Origin of the sequence: Microbacterium oxydans, from assembly GCF_006540085.1 — a bacterium.
GTDB lineage: Bacteria > Actinomycetota > Actinomycetes > Actinomycetales > Microbacteriaceae > Microbacterium > Microbacterium oxydans.
Map to the genome: position 1 here is coordinate 13,352 of NZ_BJOG01000009.1, position 21,791 is coordinate 35,142.

A 21,791-nucleotide genomic window follows, 5' to 3' on the forward strand; every position below is an offset into this window, starting at 1 on the left:
AGCTCTTCAACCGGCGGCAACTGCGGGAGGAGACCACCGCCCAACGAGGAGAACTCCTCCCGACACGGAGAGCTCCTCTCGACGAGGCGAACTCCTCCCGACACGGAGAGCGGGCCGGCACCGTGACACACGGAAAGAGGCGGTCCGGGAGGGATGCTCCCGGACCGCCTCTGCTCATCACGCGAGGGGTCAGCTGTGGCGGCGCCTCCGCAGCCACAGGGTCAGGCCGAGGCCCATCGCGAGCAGGGCCGCGAGCGCCGCCCCGGACCAGATCGCGCCGTCGGCACCGGTCGTCGCGAGGTTTCCGCCGCTTCCACCGCTGCCTATCGCAGCCGTGACGGCGAGGTCGCCCCGAGCCAGCTCGACACCCTGAGCATCGGTCGCGACGAGTGCGTGCCTGCCAGCCGGTGTCGACGCCGGGATCGTGACGGTCGCGACCGCGTCGCCTTCTGTTGACACGGTCACCTCGCCGATCCGCACGGGCTCGGAGTGCAGCCACAGCTGCACCAGCGCATCGGCCTCGAAGCCGCGCAGCTGCACCGTCAGCGTCGCGCCGGCGGAGACAGAGCCGATGGAGGCCGTGACGGTCGCCTTCTTCCCCGGCTTCGCCTTCTTGACCTTCAACGGTGCGCTCGCGAGTTCGGCGCCTGCCGCATCCCGCACGATGACCCGGTGCTTCCCGACCTCGGTGTTCGTCGGGATCAGCAGCCGCGTCGTCAACGCACCCTCCGCATCGACCGTGGCCTCCGTCAGTCCGGAGCCGTCGAGCCAGACCGAGACCGTCGACCGCGGCGCGAAGCCCGTGAGCGCCATGCCCACCGTCTCGCCGGCGCGCACCGTGTCGCTGTCGAGCCCGAGCTTCGGGTCGATCACCGGGTTGCACGCACTCAGGTCATCCGCAGGACGGGTCGCCGGGGCGTGGCCGGCCCGCGGTGCAGAGGATCCGTAGACGGCCATCTCGGCGACTGCGGCGAACTGTGTTCCCGAGATCGACGAGAGCGCCGTCACGCGGATGTAGCGAGCCGTGGTCTCCGCGAAGTCCACGTCCTGCCACTCGGCGACGTTCTTCCACTCCCCCGAGGCGACGGGTGTGTACGCCTGTCCGTCCGTCGACACCGCGACCTCGTATCCCTTGATGGGTCCGTTCTGGTTGGCACCGCGACGCAGGTACGAGATGCCGTCGACCTGCTCGGCAGCACCGAGGTCGAACGTCAGCACGTGCGGGTACGAGGTGGCCGCCGAACTCCACCGACTGTGCCAGAACGTGCCGGCGTTGCCGTCGAGCATGTTCGCGGCAGCGCCGTCTTCGCCCGAGGTCTCCTCCGAGCTCGCCGTCGCGGAGATCTGCGCGTTGGGGATGCGTGCCCGCGAGGACACCGACACCTCCTGGGTCGTGCTGACCGTACGCACATCGCAGTCGGCGAGATACGTCGCCGCTATCCCGATGCCGACCGTCGTACCCGCCGCCTCTGCCGGCGCGGTGACCAGCCAGGTGGTCTCCACACTGTCGCCGGCCGCGACCTCGTCGAACAGGTTCGACGAACCGTCGGCGACCTCGACCACATAGCCCTCCGGAACCTCGAGCTGCACGCCGATGTTCTCCACGGCGATCGACTCGCTGTTGGTGAAGGTGGTCGTGAACGCGGTCTGTGCCCCGGGGCTCAGGACGCCCGCTTCGCCCGAGACGGTCGCGCAGGGCGTGCCGCCGGCCGTGGGGCCGAGGTCGGTGACGGTGAAGTCGTCCAAGACGAAGTCCACGTCCAGTCCGCCCACGCGCTCGAGTCCCACCCAGGTGTAGTCGCCGCAGCCGACGATCACGTCCTGCGAGAACGGCGTCGTCTCCAACGCCTGCGTGATGCCGGTGCGGCTGAGCGTGGTCGAGGTGACCTTGCCACCCGCCACCGCATCGGTGCCGGTGAGCCAGCGGTACGCCCCGCTCGCGCCGGCCTGATAGTCGAATCCGATGCGGTACGAGTGCCCGGCCTGCAGCGGCACGAGCGTCGGATCCGTGCGGTAGACGACCCCGCTGTTCTCGGAGTGCGACATGAGCGAGTGGTCGCCGTTGAGCGTCGTGTCGACGGCCAGACCGGCGAGGGGACCCGCATCGAACGGCTTGGCGGTGTTGCGCCACTCGCTGCTCGCGTACGGGTCATGCCGGCGCGAGATGCTCGTGCGCGGGTCGTCGATGCCGTTGGCGTCGCCCTTCACGAACGGTCCCCAACCCACCTCGTTGCCCTCGAAGTCGTTCGAGTACACCGTGCCGGGTGCGAACGGGCCGGTGGTGTCGGCAGTGACGCGGGCATTGTCGATGCGCACCTTCGCGTCGCCGGCGACGGCACCGATCGAGACCCTCACCTCACCGGACGCCGGAGCGAGGAACGACGTCGAGCCGCGCTGGTAGTACTGGCCCGCCTTGGAGTCGGCGCGCATGTAGTTGTACGTCGGGGAGAGGTTCCACGTGCGCGTCACCGCCCCGGAGCCGGTGTCGACCGAGACGCTCACGTCACGTGTCGCGGTCGGATCGATCTGCACCTGAGCCGAGAACGCGTACCGCTGGCCGGGGGTGAGCCCGGTCACGGTCTGCGAGATCGACGAGGCAGCGGGGCCGAACACGGCGATGTTGTCGCCGCGGGACTCGTTCTTCGCACCGCCGAGGTCGGTGCGCTCGATCGTCACATCGCCCTGCGGGTTCCACACATCGAGCGAACCGGAGTTGAACCCCGGGTCGTCGAGACCGGCATCGCGGTACTCGACCGCCGCGCGCTGTGCGCCGCCCTGCGGCACCACGACGTAGGCCGCGCCCTTGTCACCGCTGAGCGTCAGCTCACCGCCGTTCGCGGTGGCCGTACCGACCTTGACGCGGCCCTGGTCACCGAGTTCGAAGACATCGAAGGTGGTGTTGCCCCGGAACGCGTCCGTGAGACCGAAGGTCTTCTCGCCGCCGGATGCGGAGTAGAAATACATCTTGTCGGCATCGACGGGCGAGCCGGCGTCCTGGTTCGACGCCAGCGACTGCCACGGAAGCAGGTAGGAGTCGCCGCGCAGCACCGTCGCGCCGTCCATGGTGACGACCCTGGTGCTGCCGTCCATCCGCACGGCCACACCATCGGTCAGAGTCGCCTCCGCACCGGCCTCGTAGGTCAACAGGTCGAAGTGCTGCAGGAACTTGGTCGGCAGGCTCTGCGTCCAGATGTTGTCGATGAAACCGTCCCAATTGCGGTTGCCGACCCATCCCTCGGCGTCGACCAGACGCTGCTGGCCGAGCAGGGTGTCGTTGTTCCAGACGTCGGCCTGCCCGTTCTGGATGAAGCGCACCATCGTGGAGTTGATGCCCTTGTTGGTCACGCCCCCGTAGCTGAGGTCGTTCGGCCAGTGCGACCAGACCGTGCTGTCGACGAACTTGTCGCCCCACTCCGTCGCGACCTCGAGGTCCATGCCGTTCAGCTCGTCCGCGAGCTCCTCGGCGACCCACCCGTTGGAGTAGTACACGTCGATGTAGACGCCGCTGAGGCCGGGGACCTCGTCGCGCAGCTGCTGGAAGCGGTCGAGCACGCGCCCCGTGCCGAGGTCGGCCTGCTGGTTGATGTAGTACGACTGGTCGAGCCAGTTCCAGCCCGGCTTGTAGGGCGCCGCTCCGTCGATGATCGCGGAGTCGAACGCGTTCGCCTGCGGATACATCTCCGTGGCGTTGACATGCACGCTCATGTCGGCGTTGAGCTTCGCCCCCTCGTCGACGAGGTTGTTCAGGTCGGTCAGCCCACCCGCGCGCTCGTTGTAGTTCCCGCCGTAGTCGGTGTTCGCGGAGTCATGGCCTTCGCTGCCGTAGCCCTTGTTGAGCACCCACTGTCCGAGGCCGTCGGTCTGGTTCGCGATGCGCTTGGTGTTGTCGAGGGTGAGGTCGAAGTAGTTCGTCGCGCTGGAGGCGAAGTTGAACGGGATCCTGCTGACGACGCGCTCTGCGACCCGGTCGGCGCCGAGACGCGGGGTGTCGACCTCGCGGTAGCGGATCGCCGCGTCCTGCCAGTCGACCGCCGCGTCACCGTTGCGGTCGGCGGCGAGGAGCACCGTGACCTTCGGCAGCGCGTAGGTGGTCACGCGGCTGTCGACGGCGGTGGTCGGGTGGATCAGCCAGGCGCTGGATCCGATCTCAGCGGTGCGTCCCGCCGTCTCGGTCACGCGCGTGGTCAGGCGCGTGTTCCAGGAGGCTGTGCCACCGGATGCCTGCGTCGTCGCGTTGGTGATGACACTGCCGACGAGCGCACCGTTGCCCAGGAAGGCGAAGGCCGCCCCCTTCTGGCCGGTGGCCGTCGAGGCGTTGACCGCGATGTGCTCGTCGGCGTTCTTCGTGCTGTCGGGGCTGATCACGGTGCGGTCGAGCGCTGCACCGGCATCCGCGGCGCTCACGGAGAGGAACGCGTTGTCCGGGAGTCCGAGCGTGGTCACGGTGGCCCCGCCTTCGACAGCGGTGACCTCGAACCCGACGGTCCCGTCCTTCGCGACGCGGATGCTGCTGCGCACGGTCACGTCGATGCCGGTGAGCGTCGACACGTAGTCGACCCCGGTCGCCGAGGACGTCGAGGTGGTCGTCGACGGATAGGTGGTGCCGTTCACCGACCAGGTCTTCGCGGAGCTGCGCTGGCCGGCGATGCTCTCCCCGCCCACCCGGTATCCGGTGATGCGGGGGAACTCGGTCGACACGATGGCTGTCGTACCGCCGGCGGCGATCTCGACGGTCTCGTCGGTGTCGGGCGTCTCCGGTTCGGTGACGATCGGAGGCAGCGGCTCGTCGGAGAGGACCTCGATCTCACCCGCGCCTCCCCCGGTGGTGCCCTGCGCGTCGATCACGAGCAACGCCACGTAGCGGCCGTCCTTGGCGGAGTCCAGGGTGATGCGCTGCTTCTCGTCGTTCGCCGTCGGTGCGTGCAGCGTCGCCGTTGCCGAGGCCGCTCCCCATCCGCCGTCGGCCGGAGAGTTGCGCGCGACATCCGCGTCATCGGTCACATAGACCTCCACCGTCTTGGCGGCGACGCCCTGACCCTTCTTGACCGAGTAGTCGAGGGCCTTCACCGAGAGCGAGCGCTGCAGGTCGACGACGATCCAGTGCGGGAACGGGGCGTTCGCGGAGTACCGCGAGGTCCACTGCGTCGCGAAATCGCCGTCGAACGCCCCCAGCGCGGTGCCGTCGAGCGACGGCGGCGCCGGATAGGGGTCCGACTCGCTCGAGACCGCGTGCAGGCGATAGTCGGTCTTGGGCACCGGAACGAGGTCGGCGGCCTGCGCGGCCGTCGCCGGGGTGAGCACACCGCCGATTGCGAGCGCGGTCGCCAGCACGGAGCTGAGAGCGACGGCGGCGCGGGGCGGTCGGGAAGGTTTCGACACGTCTTGCCTCTCGATCGGAGCGACGTCGGGAGGAGGGACGCCCCGGTGCGCCGCAATTGGTCATCGACGATCCACATCGATGTTTGCGCTATCACTGTAAGCGCACGTGGTCGCCTATATCAAGGCTTTTCGCCAGGCGAGCGCAAACATGCCTCGAAGTGCTGCGGCAGCGAAACCCATTCTCCGCGCCGAGACCCACCCTCACAGCCGCCTGAGACGATGGGTCTCGGCGCGGAGGATGGGTCTCGGAGCAGCAGCAGAGCGGTCAGGAGCCGATGAACTCCTCGGTCTCGCCGAAGGAGGGCTGCTCGCGGATCTCGACCGTCGCGCCGAGTCCGTCGGTGTCGAGCACCACGATCTCGTTGCGGCCCGTCCGCCACAGCGGCGCCGGTGCGTACAGCGTCTCCTGCGGTCCGATCTTCCAGTACCGGCCGAGGAGGAATCCGTTCAACCAGACCATGCCCTTCGAGCCGTCGGGAAATGCGAGCCAGGCGTCGAGCGGTTCGGCGATATCGAACGAGGCCACGGCGACCCCGTCGGCGGCGGGGTCGGCGGAAGGAGAGGTCGCCGCAGGAGCGTCGTGCGGGATCAGTCGATGCGTCCACCCGTTGACCAGTCGGCGACCGATCATCACGCCACGCATGATGCCCTTGCCCTCGCCGGTGTAGGGGCCGTAGTTGATGCGACCCAGGCTCTCGACGACGATGACGAGCCGGCCGACGCCACCTTCGCGCGGCAGGGGCAGAGACGTCTCGCCATCACGCTCGAGCACGCCGAGCCGAGCGCCGTCGAGGAACACCACTGCCCGGTCGTGCAGTCCGTCGACAGTGAGCGTCGCATCGGCGGGGAAGGACACGTCGGCCTCGTAGGCGACGAGCCCGTCTTCGGCGCCGAGCTCTTCGAAGGTGCGTGGTCGCGGCGAGACCTCGCCTGACGTGGGAAGCGAGGAGACCAGCTCGCTCAGGGAGGAGCGACGGTCGAGCGCTGCGGTCGCCGCACCCTGCCGCCGCGGCGCCGCGGGCACAGGCGGAAGAGCAGCTGCATGGAAGGGCGCGAACATCGCTCGGAGCGCATGGAACTTCTCGTCGAGGGTGCCGTCTTCGCCGATCGGCGCATCCGAGTCGTAGCTGGTGACGGTCGGCTGCAGCACCTGATCGTGGTTCGCACCGTTCCAGAGGCCGAAGTTGGTGCCGCCGTGCGCCATGTAGAGACTCACGGATCCGCCCGCACGCAGCAGCTCCTCGATGGTGCCGCCGGCACTCGCGGCCGAACGCACGTGGTGCCGCTCCCCCCAGTGGTCGAACCACCCGCCCCACAGCTCACTGCACATGAGCGCGTCGCCGTGACGACGCAGCTCCACCGCCTTCGCGACACCGGTGCCGAAAGTGAATGTCGCCATGGCCCCAGGCACACTGCCGTGCTCGATCATGTCGCTCGTGATGCCGTCGGCGGTCGTGAGCATCTCGACCATCCCGCGGCGGCGCAGTCCGTCACGCAGATGCGCGAGGTAGGCGGGATCGCTGCCGAACGACCCGTACTCGTTCTCGACCTGAATCGCGACGACGGGTCCGCCGTGGGCAGCCTGCAGCGGGACGAGGCGGGGGATCAGCTCGTCGTACCAGGCGTCGACGGCCGCGAGGAAGTCGGCATCGCTCGTGCGCAGAGCAGCCACGCGGCCGGACAGCCAGAACGGGATGCCGCCGTTGGACCATTCCGCGCAGATGTAGGGGCTCGGCCGCAGGAAGACATCCAGGCCCACCTCTCCGGCGAGGCGGATGAAACGCTCGATGTCGCGCCAGCCGTCGAAGCGCACATCGCCCTCGACGCGTTCGTGGAAGTTCCACGCGACATACGTGTCGACCGTGTTCGCGCCCATCGCGGCGAGGCGGCGGAGGCGGTCCTCCCACTGGTCGGGATGCACCCGGAAGTAGTGGATCGAACCGGCGATGATGCGGTGCGCGACGCCGTCGCGAAGGATCTCCCCGTCGCGCCAGGACAGGGCGGGAGCGCCGATCGGCGGCACGGCGGCCCGAGTGTCGACGGCAACGGACGCGGCGTCGACAGCCGAGGCGAGAAGGTCAGGCATAGCGCTCCAAGTACGAGTGTTTGCGTTCACATTATCGCATCACGATACTCCGCGCCTCCTGGATTCACGCCGATTGATCGCTACCATTGAGCACATGTCACCTCGTCGCCCGAGAGACGACCGCGCCCCCAGCCAGGTCGATGTCGCCCAGCTTGCCGGTGTCTCCACACAGACCGTCTCCCGCGTCATGTCGGGGCAGGACAACGTGCGCCCCGACACCGCCAGGCGCGTGCTGGCAGCGGTCGAGGAACTCGGCTACCGGGTGCACGCCGCTGCCGCCTCGCTGGCGTCCGGTCGCACACGCGTGCTGGGTGTGATCGTCGTCTCCACCGACCGCTACTCGTCGGCAGCGCTCGGCGTCGGCATCCAACAGGCGGCGGCGGCTAACGGATACACGGTCTCGACCGCAGCCGTCGCCGATCACGCGTCGGCCGAGGCCTTCCTCGAAGCCTTCGACCGACTCGAGCGCCAGGGAGCCGAGGGCATCATCCTCGGAGTGCCGCTCGAACTCGAGAGCCCGGCCATGAGGGCGCGCACCGAGCGCACGCCCGCGACCCGCAGCGAGCGCACCTCTCTCGAAGAGGATGCACCGCTCGCCGTCGATCAGCGCGCGATCGCCCGCCTCGCGGTCGAGCATCTCCTCGACCTCGGCCACAAGACCGTGTGGCACGTGTCGGGCGACGACTACTGGACCGAGACGCAGCAGCGCAGCGAGGCGTGGGAGCAGACGCTCCGCGACCGCGGGATCGTGCCCCCGCCGCTGATCCCCGCCGACTGGACACCCGAGTCGGGCTACCGCGCCGGTCGGACGATCGCCGCCATCCCCGAGGCCACGGCCGTGTTCGTCAGCAGCGACGAGATGGCGTTCGGCCTGATCCGCGCGCTGCATGAGGCCGGACGCAGCGTTCCCGACGACGTCTCGGTGGTGAGCGTCGACGACATCGCCCTCGCCGCCTACGCCTCCCCGGCACTCACGACCGTCCGCCAGCCCTTCGAGGCCATGGGTCGCGCGGCGGCGCTCCGGGTGATCGCGCAGATCGAGGGCCATGAGGCGGTGGGCGAGATGCCCTCCACCGATCCTCAGCTCATCGTGCGCTCGTCGACGGCCCCGCCGCGGTCGGTGAGCTGATCGAGCGCATCACCAGCGCCCGTGCCGGCGCTCCCACTCGTCCTCGACCGTGCGCCGACGACCTGCGACGATGCCCGCGGGGATGGAGGCCACGAGCACTCCCGCGACGACCAGCAGCGGAACCTGCCAGCCCGCGGTGGTCTCGTGGAGGAGCCCGACGAGCAGCGGGAAGGTCGCCGCGATCCCGTAGCCGATGCTCTGCACGAAACCGCTCAGCGCCACGGCGCTCTCCGGTGTGCGGGCGCGGATGCTCAGCAGCACGAGACTGAGCGGGAACATGATGGCCGTGAGGCCGAAGATCGCCACCCAGAGCGGCAGAGCGACGGTCGGGAAGAGCAGCAGTCCGAGAAGGCCGACCAGTCCCGCCGCCACTGCCACGAAGAACAGGGGCCTGGTGGCCTGGAAACGCACCACGAGCACGGGGACGAGCATCGAACACGGCAGACCCACCAGAGCGAACAGCGACAGCAGGAACCCTGCCGTGGCCGGGGTGACGCCGCCGATGTCGACGAGCATGGTGGGCAGCCACGCGAAAGCGACGTACGCCATGGTGGACGAGGTGCCGAACACGAGAGCGAGCGACCAGGCCAGCGGCAGCCGCCACAGCCGCCCGAACGCCTTCGGGTTGGCGGACTGGGTCGTGATGGGTCCGGTGGATGCGGCCACCGCGTCGCGGACGTCGTCCACGCCGTCGGTCGGATCCGGGACAAGCAGCTCCGTGGTCATCGCGCGGTCGTCGGGCTCGGAGCGTGAACGCACCAGCAGCGTGATCCAGGGAACCAGAGCGAGAGCGGCCACCACACCCCACATGCCGAGCGACACCCGCCAGCCGAGACTGTCGGCGACGGGAACCGCGACCAGAGGTGGCAGGAACGTCGAGACGGCGAGCGTGGTCGAGTAGGCCGTCATCATGACGCCGAGACGGTCCGCGAAGTACTTCTTGACCAACGGCGGCAGCAGCACGTTGCCGGAACCGACACCCGCGAACACGAGAGCGGTGGCCGCGAGCAGGCTCGTCGAGTCCTGCGCGACGCCGCGCAGGAGCATGCCGGCCGCCATCAGCGTGATCGCGGCGACGGCCATCCGCTCCAGACCGAACCGCCGCTCGAACAGGGGCGTGAGCAGACCGAAGATCGCGAAGCACACCGGAGGCGCGGCACCGATCAGACCGATCACGACGGGCGAGACCGGGAAGTCCGCGGCGACGTGATCGATGACCGGCGACAGGGAGGCGACCGCGGAACGCAGCGAGAACGCCACCAGGACGATCCCCACGAGTGCGAGAGCCCGACCCTGCCACAGCGGTCGTGCGCTCGGCATCGTCATGAAGTCTGCGACCCCTCCACCCAGGCGAGATACTCGTCGGAGACCGTGCCGGTCACATATCGGCCGTCGAAGCAGCTCATGTCGAGATCCGTGAGCACGGAACCCTCGGTGATCGCGGCCTTGAGGTCTTCGACCTCCTGATACACGAGATGGTCGCAGCCGAGCTCGTCGGCGATCTCGGGGATCGTGCGTCCGTGGGCGATGAGCTCGTGACGGGACGGCATGTTGATCCCGTAGACGTGCGGGTGCCGCACGGGCGGTGCTGCCGACGCGAAGGTGACGGAGGCGGCTCCGGCATCCCGCGCCATCTGGATGATCTCCTTGGAGGTCGTTCCCCGCACGATCGAGTCGTCGATGAGGAGCACGTTCTTGCCCTGGAACTCGGTCGACATCGCGTTGAGCTTCTGGCGGACGCTCTTCTTGCGCACCGCCTGCCCCGGCATGATGAAGGTGCGGCCGACGTAGCGGTTCTTGTAGAAGCCCTCGCGGTACTCGATGCCGAGCTTGCGGGCGACCTCCATCGCGGCGGGGCGCGAGGAGTCGGGGATCGGCATGACCACGTCGATCTTGTCCATCGGCACATGCTTGGCGATCGTGTCGGCGAGCTTGTCGCCCATGCGCAGACGCGACTCGTAGACGGAGATGCCGTTCATGACGGAGTCGGGGCGGGCGAGGTAGACGTACTCGAACGCGCAGGGCGCGAGCGTCGCGGCGGTGGCGCACTGCTGGGAGAACAGCTCGCCGTCGTTGGTGATGAAGACGGCCTCACCGGGCTCGACCTCGCGCACGACCTCGTAGTCGCCGTTCTCGAGCACCAGCGACTCGCTCGCGACGACCCACTCGTCCTTGCCCTCGGCCCCTGGGACGGTCGAAGGACGACGGCCCAGGATCAGCGGGCGGATGCCGAAGGGGTCACGGAAGGCGAGCAGACCGTATCCGGCGATCACCGCGATCACCGCATAGGCGCCCTCGATGCGCTCGTGCGTGCGGGCGACGGCCTCGAACACCCGCTCGGGGTCGAGGTCGACGGTCGAGGTGGTGTTCTGCAGCTCACCCGCGAGCACGTTGAGCAGCAGCTCGGTGTCGCTCGAGGAGTTCAGGTGGCGACGGTCGCGCTTGGCCATGTCGGCCGTGAGCTCACGCGTGTTGGTGAGGTTGCCGTTGTGGATGAGGATGATGCCGTACGGCGCGTTCACGTAGAACGGCTGCATCTCCTCCTCGTTCGAGGCCGTGCCCTTGGTGGCATAGCGCACATGACCCAGACCCACGTTGCCGAGCAGGGCGCGCATGTCTCGGGTGCGGAAGGCCTCGCGGACCATGCCCTGTGCCTTGGCGTTGTGCATCACGCCGTTCGCCTCGGCGGTCGCGATGCCCGTCGCATCCTGGCCGCGATGCTGCAGCAGCAGGAGTGCGTCGTAGATGTCCTGATTGACCGGGGCAGAGCCCACCATTCCGACGATGCCGCACATGGGCTCTTACTTCGCTCCGTCCGCATAGGCGCCGACGAGGCGCACTGCTCCACCATCGACGCCCTTGGCGCCCTGTTCGAATTCACCGGCTGGACGCGGGCCGAAGCCCACGGTCCCGACCTGCCACGAGGGCATGCCCTCGGCGTTCAGAGCGGCGATCGCGGCGTCCTTCTTGTCCGCGGCGACCACCGCGAGGAATCCGATGCCGAGGTTCCAGGTGCCCTCGGCAGATTCCAGCGTGGAGCCGGCGATGTCGCTGAGCACACGGAAGACCGGACTCGGCGACCAGCTGCTGCGGTCGACCTCGGCCCAGCTGCCCTGCGGGAGCACGCGGGCGAGGTTCGCCGCGATGCCGCCGCCGGTGACATGGCTGAGCGCGTGGACGCCGCCGGACAGCTGCTCGATCAGGCGCAGCAGCGGAAGCGTGTACAGGCGGGTCGGCTCGAGGAGCGCCTCGCCCCACGTAGTTCCGAAGTCAGCGGCGTTGTCGCCGTAGGAGATGCCGGCACCGGTGATGATGTGCCGCACGAGGGAGTAGCCGTTGGAGTGCAGTCCGCTGGAAGCCACGGCGATGACCGCATCGCCATCCTGCACGCGGTCGGCGCCCAGGATCGCATCCGCCTCGACCACACCCGTCGCCGCCCCCGCCACGTCGTAGTCGCGCGGTCCGAGCAGACCGGGGTGCTCCGCCGTCTCGCCGCCGACCAAAGCCGTGCCGGTCGCGGAGCATGCCTCGGCGATGCCGCGCACGATGTCGGCGATGCGCTGCGGATAGACCTTGCCGCACGCGATGTAGTCGGTCATGAAGAGAGGCTTCGCGCCCACCACCACGATGTCGTCGACGACCATGCCGACCAGGTCCTGGCCGATCGTGTCGTGCTTGTCGATGGCCTGCGCGATCGCGACCTTCGTGCCGACGCCGTCGGTACTGGTCGCGAGCAGCGGACGACGGAAGTCGCGCAGCGCGCTGGCGTCGAACAGGCCGGCGAATCCGCCGACACCGCCGAGCACTTCGGGGCCGTGCGTCGCGCGTACGGAGGACTTCATCAGCTCGACGGCGAGATCACCTGCAGCGGTATCGACGCCGGCTTCGGAATAGGGGTTGGTGGGGGAGGCAGCCACGCCCCCAGCCTACCGCCCGGAGCAGGCCACTCTCTCCGCGAAGTCCGAGGCGGGACCTTCGGCGGTCCGGACCGGTTCCGGGTCGACATGATGACGCCCGAAGTTACGAGACCCCTCGGTTCCTTACCGTTCTGAAAGAACTCCCCCCACCCGCCGAGGCGCTCCTTAGCGTTGGCGCTCACGCCCCGATCCGTCGTCGTCCTTCCGGCCACGGGATCCGCATGCGGGGCGGAGGGAAAGGACACTCGATGACCGATTCGATCGCCCCTGCTGCCTCGGCGGCCTCACCCGCGCGTTCGGCCGCGCACGAGGTATCGACCTCGACCGTCACCGCCCTTTTCGAAGCGCGAGTCGATCGGCAGCCCGACGAGACGGCGGTGCGGCACCTGTCCGCCGCGATGACCTACGCCGAGCTCGATCGAGCTGCCGAGACACTGTCCGCGCGGCTGCGTTCGCGTGGCGTCGGACGCGGTGACGTGGTGGGCGTGTTCGTGCAGCGTTCGATCCCGATGGTCATCGGCATCCTGGCCGTGCTGAAGACCGGCGCGGCGTATGCCCCCCAGGATGCACGGATCTCCCCACGGATGCTGCTCGGTCGAGTGGCGGCCTCATCGCGCATGCGCATCGCACTCACGACCGAGGAGTTCCTCGACGCCATGCCGGAAGCCGTCGACGCCATGGTGATCGACACCGCCCTGATCGACGACACGCAGCTCGACGACACGCAGCTCGACGACACGCAGCTCGACGACACGCAGCTCGACGACGCAGGAGCGGTCATGACGCGCGCATCCGTGGACCGGCGCGCGTCGGACGTCTGCGCCGTGATCTACACCTCAGGCACCACGGGATCGCCCAACGGTGTCCAGGTCACGGACGGCAACCTCGTGAACCTGTTCCGCAATACCCCGGGTGATCTGGGCATCGGCCGAGGGACGACGGTCGGCCAGGTGCTCAACATCGCGTTCGACATGGCCATGTGGGAGATCCTCGGAACGCTGGTCAACGGTGGAACTCTGGTGATCCGCGGCTCCGACATCGCCGAGACCGCCGAGCAGGTCGATGTGCTCATCGCGACGCCCAGCATCGTGAGCACCCTCTCGTCCGCACGCTGCCACGCGCGCACCGTCGTCGTCGCCGGCGAGCGCTGCCCACAGGCGCTGGCCGACGAGTGGGCGGCGGAGCATCGCTTCCTGAACTCGTGCGGGCCGACGGAGATCACGATCATCAACACCCTCGTGGAGCATGTTCCCGGCCGAGCACTGTCGATCGGGACCCCCGTTCCCGGCACGACGGTCTATGTGCTCGACGACGAACGGCAACCGGTTCCCGCGGGGGAGATCGGCGAGATGTGGGTCGGCGGCGCCGGCGTCACCCTCGGATACATCGGTGATCCGGAACTGACGGCGCAGCGCTATCTCCCCGATCCCTTCTCTGCCGACGGCGGGCTGATGTTCCGCACCCGCGATGTCGGCCGCTGGACGTCTCGCGGCGAACTCGAGCACCTGAGCCGCACGGACGACCAGGTGAAGGTACGCGGATTCCGCGTCGAACTCGATTCGGTGTCGCGGGCGCTGGAGACGAGCCTGTCCTGCACCACGGCGGTCACCGTGCAGCTCGACGCGCGACGCCTCGGAGCCGTGATCACCCCGGCGAGCGCAGACCCCGAGGCCGCACGGGCCGCCGTCGCCGCGCTGCTTCCGTACTACTGCGTGCCGTCCGACATCATCACCGTCGATCGGATCCCCCTGACGGCACGGGGCAAGGCCGACCGCGCGGCGGTGCTGCGCATGATCGATACGGGCGCACGACCGAGGCGAGTGGCATGACCGGCGTCTCACTCTCCGCAGCGACGCTCGACACACCGCCGCTCCCGGGCCGGTGGTCCCGGCTGCGGCGGTCCCGCCGTCTCAGGCCGTACAACCGTCTCGCGCTGGCGACCGTCCTGCTGAATCTCGTCGCGTGGGCTGCGAATCCGTCTCCGACCGCGGAGCAGGCATTCGTCGTCGCCGGTGTCAACGTGTTCGTGGCGGCGATCGTCCGTCAGCAATATGTGATCAACGCCCTGTTCCGGCTGGCGACGAGCATCCGCTCCACGGCCCCGCTTCGCGTGAGGTGGGGTCTCGGCAAGATCTACAGCTTCGGCGGGGTGCACGTCGGCGCCGCCGTGAGCGCGACCGCCTGGTACGTCGCGTTCTGCGTGCTCACGATCTCCGACGGGCCCTCGCCTCTGTTCGCGATCACCGCGGTCCTGGGCTCGTCGGCCCTCATCGCGATGCTCGTCACCGCCCTGCCGCCCCTGCGTGCGCGATGGCACGACGCCTTCGAGGTCACCCACCGGTTGGGCGGTTGGCTGCTGCTGGTCCTCGTCTGGGTGCAGACGGTCGCGACGCTCGTCGACGCGCAGGCCTCGCTCCTGCAGGTGCTCTCCTCCGCTGGGCTCTGGCTCCTCGTCGCCACGACGGTGAGCGTCGCGCTCCCCTGGATGCGGCTGCGGAGGGTCCCCGTCGACATCTCGACACCGTCGAGCCACGTCGCGATCGCCCGGTTCGACTACGGCGTCACCCCGTTCGCCGGGTCCTCCACGTCGATCAGTCGCAATCCGCTGCTCGAATGGCACTCCTTCGCGAACGTGCCGTCGCCCGGCGAGCCGGGTTTCCGGCTGACGATCTCGCGCGCCGGCGACTGGACGAGCAGATTCATCGACGACAAGCCACGATACGTGTGGGTCAAGGGCATCCCGACCGCCGGCGTCGGCAACATCGACAAGCTGTTCCGGAAGGTGGTCTGGGTGGCCACCGGCAGTGGCATCGGTCCGTGCCTGCCGCATCTGCTCGCCGGCACGGCGCCGGCGCACCTGGTCTGGTCTGCACGCGCTCCGCAGAGCACCTACGGGACCGAGCTGGTCGCCGAGATCCGCAGGGCCGTCCCCGATGCCCTCGTCTGGGACACCGCCTCCGACGGCAAGCCCGACCTCCTCGCCCTCGCCCGCCACGCCGTCACCACGACAGGAGCCGAAGCAGTGATCTGCATCTCGAACAGCACCACCACCTGGTCCATCGTCGAAGGACTCGAACAGCAGGGGATCCCCGCCTTCGGCGCGATCTGGGACTCATGAACGGCGATCGGGAGACCATGGAGCACAGCTACGAGACGATCGAGGTCATCACGAAGGGTCCCGTCGCCCACATCCGGCTGCAGCGACCGGAGCGGCGGAACGCGCTGTCCGCCCTCATGCTCACCGAGCTCGGTCGCGCCTTCCGCACCCTCGAGCACCTGACGCTGTCCGGCATCGTGCTCAGCGGAGCCGGGTCCGCGTTCTGCGCCGGAGCCGACATCGGCGAGTTGCACGTCGCGCGGGTGTCCGACGACCCGGCCGCAGCAGGACGACGGATCGCCCTGGCAGCGAAGTCGCTCCTGTCGCAGATCGAGGATTCGCCGTGCCCGACGATCGCGTGCGTCGACGGCCCCGCGGTAGGGGGCGGCCTGGAGCTGGTGCTCGCCTGCGACACCATCTACGCGACACCGGATTCTCACTTCGCTCTGCCGGAGCCGACTCTCGGCCTCCTTCCCGGCTTCGGGGGAGTTCGGCGACTCGTCGAGCGGGTGGGGCCAGGACTGGCGGCGGAGATGGTGCTCACCGGTCGGGCCTTGAACGGTGTCGGGGCGCAGGCGCACGGCCTCGCGACCCGTCTCGCGCCGAGGGACGGCGTCCTTCGCGAGGCGGTCGCGGCTCTCTCCTCGGGGCCACGCCGCTCGCGCGCCGCCACCGCGATGGCCCGTCAGGCGCTGCGAGCCGCTGTGCAGGAAGACAGGAGCACGGCCTTTGCGGAGGAAACGCGGTTGTACGGCATCGCCTTCACGCATCAGGACAGTGACGAGGGCATCCGGGCATTCCTCGCCAAGCGTCCACCCGAGTTCTCACCCGACGACATATGAACCCGGAGGGCCGCCGCCGTCGACCATCCGCCTACGATGGGGCCATGGCAGACAAGCCGCAGTGGCTCATCCGCGAAGACGCGAGCGTTCCGGTGCTCGTCGCGCTCGCACTGCGGCAACAACTCGGGATCCGGGTTCCCGAAGACCTGCCGAGCCTGCGGGAACTCGCCGTCCGCGCCCCCGATGCCGCCGACGCCTCGCCCGATCTCGAAGCGCAGTGGCGCCACTACTGGGACATGACCGTGGAACCTCGCGCCCACCCCTCGGATGTGCCGCTCGAACTCATCGACGGATTCGACACCCTGGTCGCGCTACCCGCCCGCGGTGCCGAGGAGCTGATGGCGGCGATCGCACCCCAGGCGACGTCGGCCCTGCTGTATGCGCGTGCCGCGCACGACAGGTACGTGACCTCGATGAAGAGCCATACCGGCGGCGATGCCTACCGCGCGTATGCCAGCGCGATCGCGGAGTTCGAGCGCGAGGTCGGTCGCCGGGCCCACTCGTTCGAGCTGAACGTGCAGGTGCTGCCGTTCTCGCAGCGCGGTATCTGGTGGATCGGGGCTCTCACGGTCGCCGTGACCGATGGACTGCGCCGCGATGTCGTGGCATTCGATGCCGCGATCCGTCCGGTGATCGCCGAGTTGGCGTAGCGGTCAGTCCTCGTCGACGACGGTCTCGCGGTCGACCCGCACGACCCGGTCATGGCGACGGGCGAGACGCTCCAGGATCAGGCCGACGACGCCCCCCAGGGCGATCCCGATCGGGACCGTCCACAGCAACAGGAAGCCGAACACCTGGCCGGGCGGGTAGACGATGTCGAGGGCCTGAGACTCGTCGAAGCTGCCGGTCCAGGTGAGGATGCCGGCCGCGATCACACCGACCACGACGCCGATGCCCATGAGCACGCCGTACCGCGGCACGCGGCGCACGGTCGCTTCGACGGTCTGGTGCGAGTCGGTGGGGGTCATGTCTCCATTGTCCCACCGACGACGGCCGCCGTGCACCGGTGTCACGAGCGGCAGAACGGCCCTCCCCACGTCTGCTGCGGGGAGGGCCGTTCCGTGTCACCGCGATCAGACCTCGGTGGTCATCTCGGCGGTCTCCGCCACCCGGTTGCGACGGGCGATCAGCGCAGCGAGGGCGACCACGACCAGGCCACCGACGATCCACGGCCACACCGGAGCACCCTCGGCGTCGGCGGGCTCTTCCGCGGCAGTCACCACCGCAGTCGCCTCCGAGTCGGATTCCGGCTTCTCCGCCTCGACGCCGCAGTCCGCGCCGACCGGGATGACAGCCGTGACCGGATCGAGCTCCTCCCCCGCGGCGTAGGTGCCGAAGGCTGAGGCCCCGGCCTCGGTCAGCGTCGTGGGGATCGCGTCGAGCGTCAGCGCGCCATCGACGACTGCGGCATCACCGAGGGCGAACTCCGCGAGGCGGACCCCCTTCTGATCGATGCTCTCCCCGCCCTGCGTCGTGCCGGTCACGTCGAAGACGAGGTAGCCCTTGTCTCCCGCGAGTTCGACCGCCGCGTTCGCGAGTGTCGTGTTCAGCGCGCCGTCATGACCCGTGAAGGTGATGCTGCCGCCGAAGGTGATCAGGCCGGCGAGGCTCTCGTCGTCCAGGGATCCCGCCCCGTTCCCCCACACGTAGTCGGGGTACTCATAGGTCACGTCGGTCAGGGTCCAGCCCCCCTTCGCGATGCCCTCGATGTAGGTGCGGAACGACTCCTTGTAGCCCCACTTGAGCGTGGCGCCCTCCACCGTGCAGACGCCGATCGCCGCCGTCGCCCTGTTCAGGGTGAACACCAGACCACGGTTGACGGAGCCCTGGAACGTGAGCGTGTGCTCGCCGTCCTCGAGGGCGGCGGGAAGGGCACCCGACCAGGTCGCGACACCGTTCTCATCGGCCGCCACCGTGTCGAGGAGCACGGGGGTCGAGTACACGACGACCTTGATCCCCTGCTCGTTCGCCCGGAATCCGGATGCGGACACCGTCGCGGGCTGCCCCGCGGCGAGTGCGGCCAGAGCGGCCTCGTCGGCCTCGATTCCCGCGGTCGCCGGCGGGGTCGACGGCAGCGTGACCTTCGGCTTCACGACCGCCGCGGCGACCGTGCCGCTCGATCCGGCGGGCGCTGAGGCGACCGAGCCGATCGTGAAGGTCACCGGGTTCAGTGCCGTGCCGTAGCCCGAGAGCACCCGATCGCGTCCCTCAGCGGTCAGCGCCGCGGGAGCCGCCGTGTAGGTCACCGCGCCGTTGGCAGCGACGCGCGCCGCCCCGGACAGATCGAGCGTCGCGAACGGCACCTGCGCGCCGCCACTGGTGACGTACAGAGTCGCGGCGTTCGTCGAGGTGATGCGGATCGACGGGTTCGAGACCGTCACGTCCAGCACGCCCTGGTGTCCGGTGAAGCGCACGGATCCGCGGTACACGACGCTGCCGAGACCGGTGTTCACGTCGAAGTCGCCCCCGACGGTCTGGCCGAACTGGAACTGACCGCCGGAACGGGTCGCGCCGTCGGAGACCGCGATGGACCCCTTCGCGATGTTGCCCGTGATGTAGTCGGTGAACGACGAGGAGATGGCCCAGCGGAGGGAGCCGCCCGGAACGCTCGCCGCCGGAGCGGTCGGCGTGACCGGTGTGCCCGGTGTCTCCGGTACTTCAGGGTTCTTCACGTCGAGCAGGGCATCCCACTGCGCCGGCGTGATGGTCACGGTGGAGCGCGCGTAGATCGTGCTCGCATCGGGCATCGAGTGCTGCTTCCACACGATCACCTCGTACGACTTCGTGCGGTCGAGGTTCTTCGCCGCGGTCGTGAGGTCGACCGCGAAGGCACCGAACGTGACCTTCTGCACGTACTGCATCGCGAGGAAACCGCCGTCGGCGCTCACCTCCGCCTCGGTCCCGGCCTCGATCAGTGCGACGTAGGCGCCGGGGATCTCGCCGAGGTTCGTGGCTGCGGCGTTGACGGTCAGGCCGTCCTTCGCCGTCGCCGTCTTCACCGTCGTCGTCGTCGTCGGCCCCGCAGGGAACAGCGTGTCCCACTGCGCGCCGGTCACCGTGACGGTGCTCCGCCCGTAGATCGTGCTCGCATCGGGCATCGAGTGCTGCTTCCACACGATGACCTCGTACGACTTCGCGCGGTCGAGCGTGTCGGTGGCTGCGGTCAAGTCGACCGAGAGCGCGCCACCAGAGATGTTCCGCACGTACTGCATGGCCAGGAAGCCGCTGCTGCCGGTGACGTTCGCCTCGGTGCCTTTCTCGATCAGCGCGACGTAGGCGCCGGTGATCGCGCCGAGCTGGGAGGCGGAGGCGGTGACGGTGAGCCCGCCGCTCGCGCTCGCAGATTTCACCGTCGTGGTCACGCCCGACGCGACACCGTAGTTCAGGGCGACACTGCGCTCCTGATCGGCGTTGACCACCCCACCGGCCGCGTACGTGTAGACACCGTAGGAGCCAGGCGTCGCCGCCGCATCCTTCAGGGTGATGGTCGCCTGGAACGTGCCGTCAGCCGCGATGTCGACCCACTGCGCGCGGATCGCGCCCTGGTACTGGGCGGGGACCTGGTTCAGCACGCCCTCGGCGAGTGCCCAGACCTGCGCGCCCACCGAACGGGCCGACGATGCGGCACCGGTCGACGGCTGCCACGTGGAGGCGAAGTTGCCGAAGACCACGTAGGTGCCCTGCGGGAGGTGCTTCGGGATCGGCACGCCACGCCCCTCGGTGCCGAGGTTCGCGGTCGGGTCGTAGCCGGATCCCTTCACCACGACCCTGTCGCCCGCCTTGAGCGGCACCCCGGCAGCCGGAGTCGTGCCATCGGCCAGGAACACCTCGATCGCGGCGGATACGGGGGCCGGCCGCAGAATCTCCCACTGCGCGTCGGAGATGGCGATGGTCGAACGCGCGGAGATGGTGCTCGCATCGGGGTTCGAGTGCTGCTTCCACACGATGACCTCGTACGACTTCGCGCGGTCGAGCGTGTCAGCGGCAGTGGTCAGGTCGATCGTGAAGACCCCGCCCGAGATCGGACGCACCCACTGCATGGCCAGGAAGCCGCTGCTGCCGGTGACGTTCGCCTCGGTGCCCTTCTCGATCAGCGCGACGTACGCGCCGGTGATCGCTCCCAGCTTCGAGCCGGATGCCGTGACGGTCAGGCCGTCCTTCGCGGTCGCTGACTTCACGACCGCGGAGACGGCCGGAGCCTCGGTGTAGTTCAGGGCGACGCTGCGCTCCTGATCGGCGTTGACCACCCCACCGGCCGCGTACGTGTAGACACCGTAGGAGCCAGGAGTCGCGGACGCATCCTTCAGCGTCAGCGTGGTCTGGAACGTGCCGTCGGCCGCGATGTCGACCCACTGCGCGCGGATCGCGCCCTGGTACTGGGCGGGGACCTGGTTCAGCACGCCCTCGGCGAGAGCCCAGACCTGCGCGCCCACCGAACGGGCTGACGATGCGGCACCGGTCGACGGCTGCCACGTGGAGGCGAAGTTGCCGAAGACCACGTAGGTGCCCTGGGGGAGGTGCTTCGGGATCGGCACGCCACGCCCCTCGGTGCCGAGGTTCGCCGTCGGGTCGTAGCCGGATCCCTTCACCACGACCCTGTCGCCCGCCTTGAGAGCGGCGCCTGCGGCCGGCGTGGTGCCGTCGGCGAGGAAGACCTCGATCGCCGCAGACTTCGGCGAGGTGCCCGGATCGGTACCCGGATCGGTGCCGGGGTCCGTACCGGGGTCGGTGCCAGGATCGGCGCCGGGGTCGGTGCCAGGATCGGTGCCAGGGTCGGTACCGGGATCGGTCGGCACGGGACCGAACACGGCGTCCCACTGTCCGGACGAGATGACGACATCGCCGCGACCGTAGATGGTGGCGTCGCTGGGGTTCGAGTGCTTCTGCCACACGAGCACCTCGTAGGACTTCGTCCGATCCAGCGATCCGGCCGGTGCATCGAGCGTGAACGAGCTCGCGCCGGCGGCGACGGTCGGCATCACGAACGCGGCATACCCGCCCCCGCCGCTGAGTCCCGACTCCGTGCCCTTCATGATCAGCGCGGCGTACGTGCCTTCGACCTCGGGCAGGCCGGCGGCCTGCACTTGCACGCTCACGCCGGAGGTGGTTGCCGACGCGACCGTCGCGGTGACCGCAGCGCCGGCAGCATGCGCTGGCGGGACGATCACCGCGCCGGCGGCGACGAGGAGAAGGGAGACGAAAGCGGCGAGCAGCACGCGTATGCGGGTGCTCACCGAGGGTGCGGGGGCTGTGGTGTTCACGGTTCTCCACGGCTCCGGGCGCACCGAGAAGCAGGCGCGCCGGCGGTGCCGCAATGCAGTCGGGCGAGGAAGGAGTTTTG

12 protein-coding genes are annotated in these 21,791 nt (G+C 69.1%); 5 read left to right on the plus strand and 7 right to left on the minus strand.

Annotated elements, in window-relative coordinates:
• Positions 1-189: 189 nt before the first annotated feature.
• Positions 190-5,379: an endo-alpha-N-acetylgalactosaminidase family protein gene (locus MOX01_RS16705; protein ID WP_141370640.1), complete on the minus strand. Its 5,190-nt coding sequence runs from the start codon at positions 5,377-5,379 to the stop codon at positions 190-192.
• 265 nt (positions 5,380-5,644) lie between these two features.
• A complete protein-coding gene (locus MOX01_RS16710) occupies positions 5,645-7,465 on the minus strand; it encodes a glycoside hydrolase family 35 protein (RefSeq protein WP_141370642.1) in 1,821 nt (606 codons plus the stop codon).
• A 94-nt stretch (positions 7,466-7,559) separates the two neighbouring features.
• On the opposite strand from MOX01_RS16710, the gene MOX01_RS16715 reads away from it, so the two are divergent.
• Entirely contained in the window at positions 7,560-8,594 is a 1,035-nt protein-coding gene (locus MOX01_RS16715; RefSeq protein ID WP_113680999.1) for a LacI family DNA-binding transcriptional regulator, read from the plus strand.
• A 9-nt stretch (positions 8,595-8,603) separates the two neighbouring features.
• On the opposite strand, the gene MOX01_RS16720 is transcribed toward MOX01_RS16715, so the two are convergent.
• From MOX01_RS16720 to purM, 3 genes are read right to left on the minus strand one after another with little or no spacing between them, the layout of a single operon-like run.
• Positions 8,604-9,920: an MFS transporter gene (locus tag MOX01_RS16720; RefSeq protein ID WP_058631643.1), complete on the minus strand. Its 1,317-nt coding sequence runs from the start codon at positions 9,918-9,920 to the stop codon at positions 8,604-8,606.
• Positions 9,917-11,389 (minus strand): amidophosphoribosyltransferase, encoded by a 1,473-nt coding sequence (gene purF, locus MOX01_RS16725; protein WP_046746860.1) that lies wholly within the window; start codon positions 11,387-11,389, stop codon positions 9,917-9,919. Before purF ends, MOX01_RS16720 begins: the two co-directional genes overlap by 4 nt.
• A 6-nt stretch (positions 11,390-11,395) precedes the next feature.
• Entirely contained in the window at positions 11,396-12,511 is a 1,116-nt protein-coding gene (gene purM / locus MOX01_RS16730; RefSeq protein ID WP_046746859.1) for a phosphoribosylformylglycinamidine cyclo-ligase, read from the minus strand.
• 248 nt (positions 12,512-12,759) lie between these two features.
• On the opposite strand from purM, the gene MOX01_RS16735 reads away from it, so the two are divergent.
• The 4 genes from MOX01_RS16735 to MOX01_RS16750 are packed head-to-tail and all read left to right on the plus strand — an operon-like array spanning position 12,760 to position 17,100.
• The gene (locus tag MOX01_RS16735) at positions 12,760-14,340 is read left to right on the plus strand and encodes an amino acid adenylation domain-containing protein (protein WP_170224302.1); all 1,581 of its coding nucleotides are present in this window, start codon (positions 12,760-12,762) and stop codon (positions 14,338-14,340) included.
• Positions 14,337-15,629 (plus strand): FNR domain-containing protein, encoded by a 1,293-nt coding sequence (locus MOX01_RS16740; protein WP_141370646.1) that lies wholly within the window; start codon positions 14,337-14,339, stop codon positions 15,627-15,629. The genes MOX01_RS16735 and MOX01_RS16740 overlap by 4 nt, the downstream gene beginning before the upstream one ends.
• Entirely contained in the window at positions 15,626-16,450 is an 825-nt protein-coding gene (locus tag MOX01_RS16745) for an enoyl-CoA hydratase/isomerase family protein (protein ID WP_141370648.1), read from the plus strand. The genes MOX01_RS16740 and MOX01_RS16745 overlap by 4 nt, the downstream gene beginning before the upstream one ends.
• Before the next feature lie 44 nt (positions 16,451-16,494).
• Complete coding sequence (locus tag MOX01_RS16750) at positions 16,495-17,100, plus strand: zinc-binding alcohol dehydrogenase (protein WP_082108549.1); 606 nt, start codon at positions 16,495-16,497, stop codon at positions 17,098-17,100.
• A gap of 3 nt (positions 17,101-17,103) precedes the next feature.
• On the opposite strand, the gene MOX01_RS16755 is transcribed toward MOX01_RS16750, so the two are convergent.
• Both MOX01_RS16755 and MOX01_RS16760 read right to left on the minus strand, forming a co-directional pair.
• Positions 17,104-17,418, minus strand: coding sequence for a hypothetical protein (locus MOX01_RS16755; protein WP_058631637.1), 315 nt, complete (start codon positions 17,416-17,418; stop codon positions 17,104-17,106).
• A gap of 105 nt (positions 17,419-17,523) precedes the next feature.
• Positions 17,524-21,711 (minus strand): HtaA domain-containing protein, encoded by a 4,188-nt coding sequence (locus tag MOX01_RS16760; RefSeq protein ID WP_170224303.1) that lies wholly within the window; start codon positions 21,709-21,711, stop codon positions 17,524-17,526.
• Between the last annotated feature and the right edge of the window lie 80 nt (positions 21,712-21,791).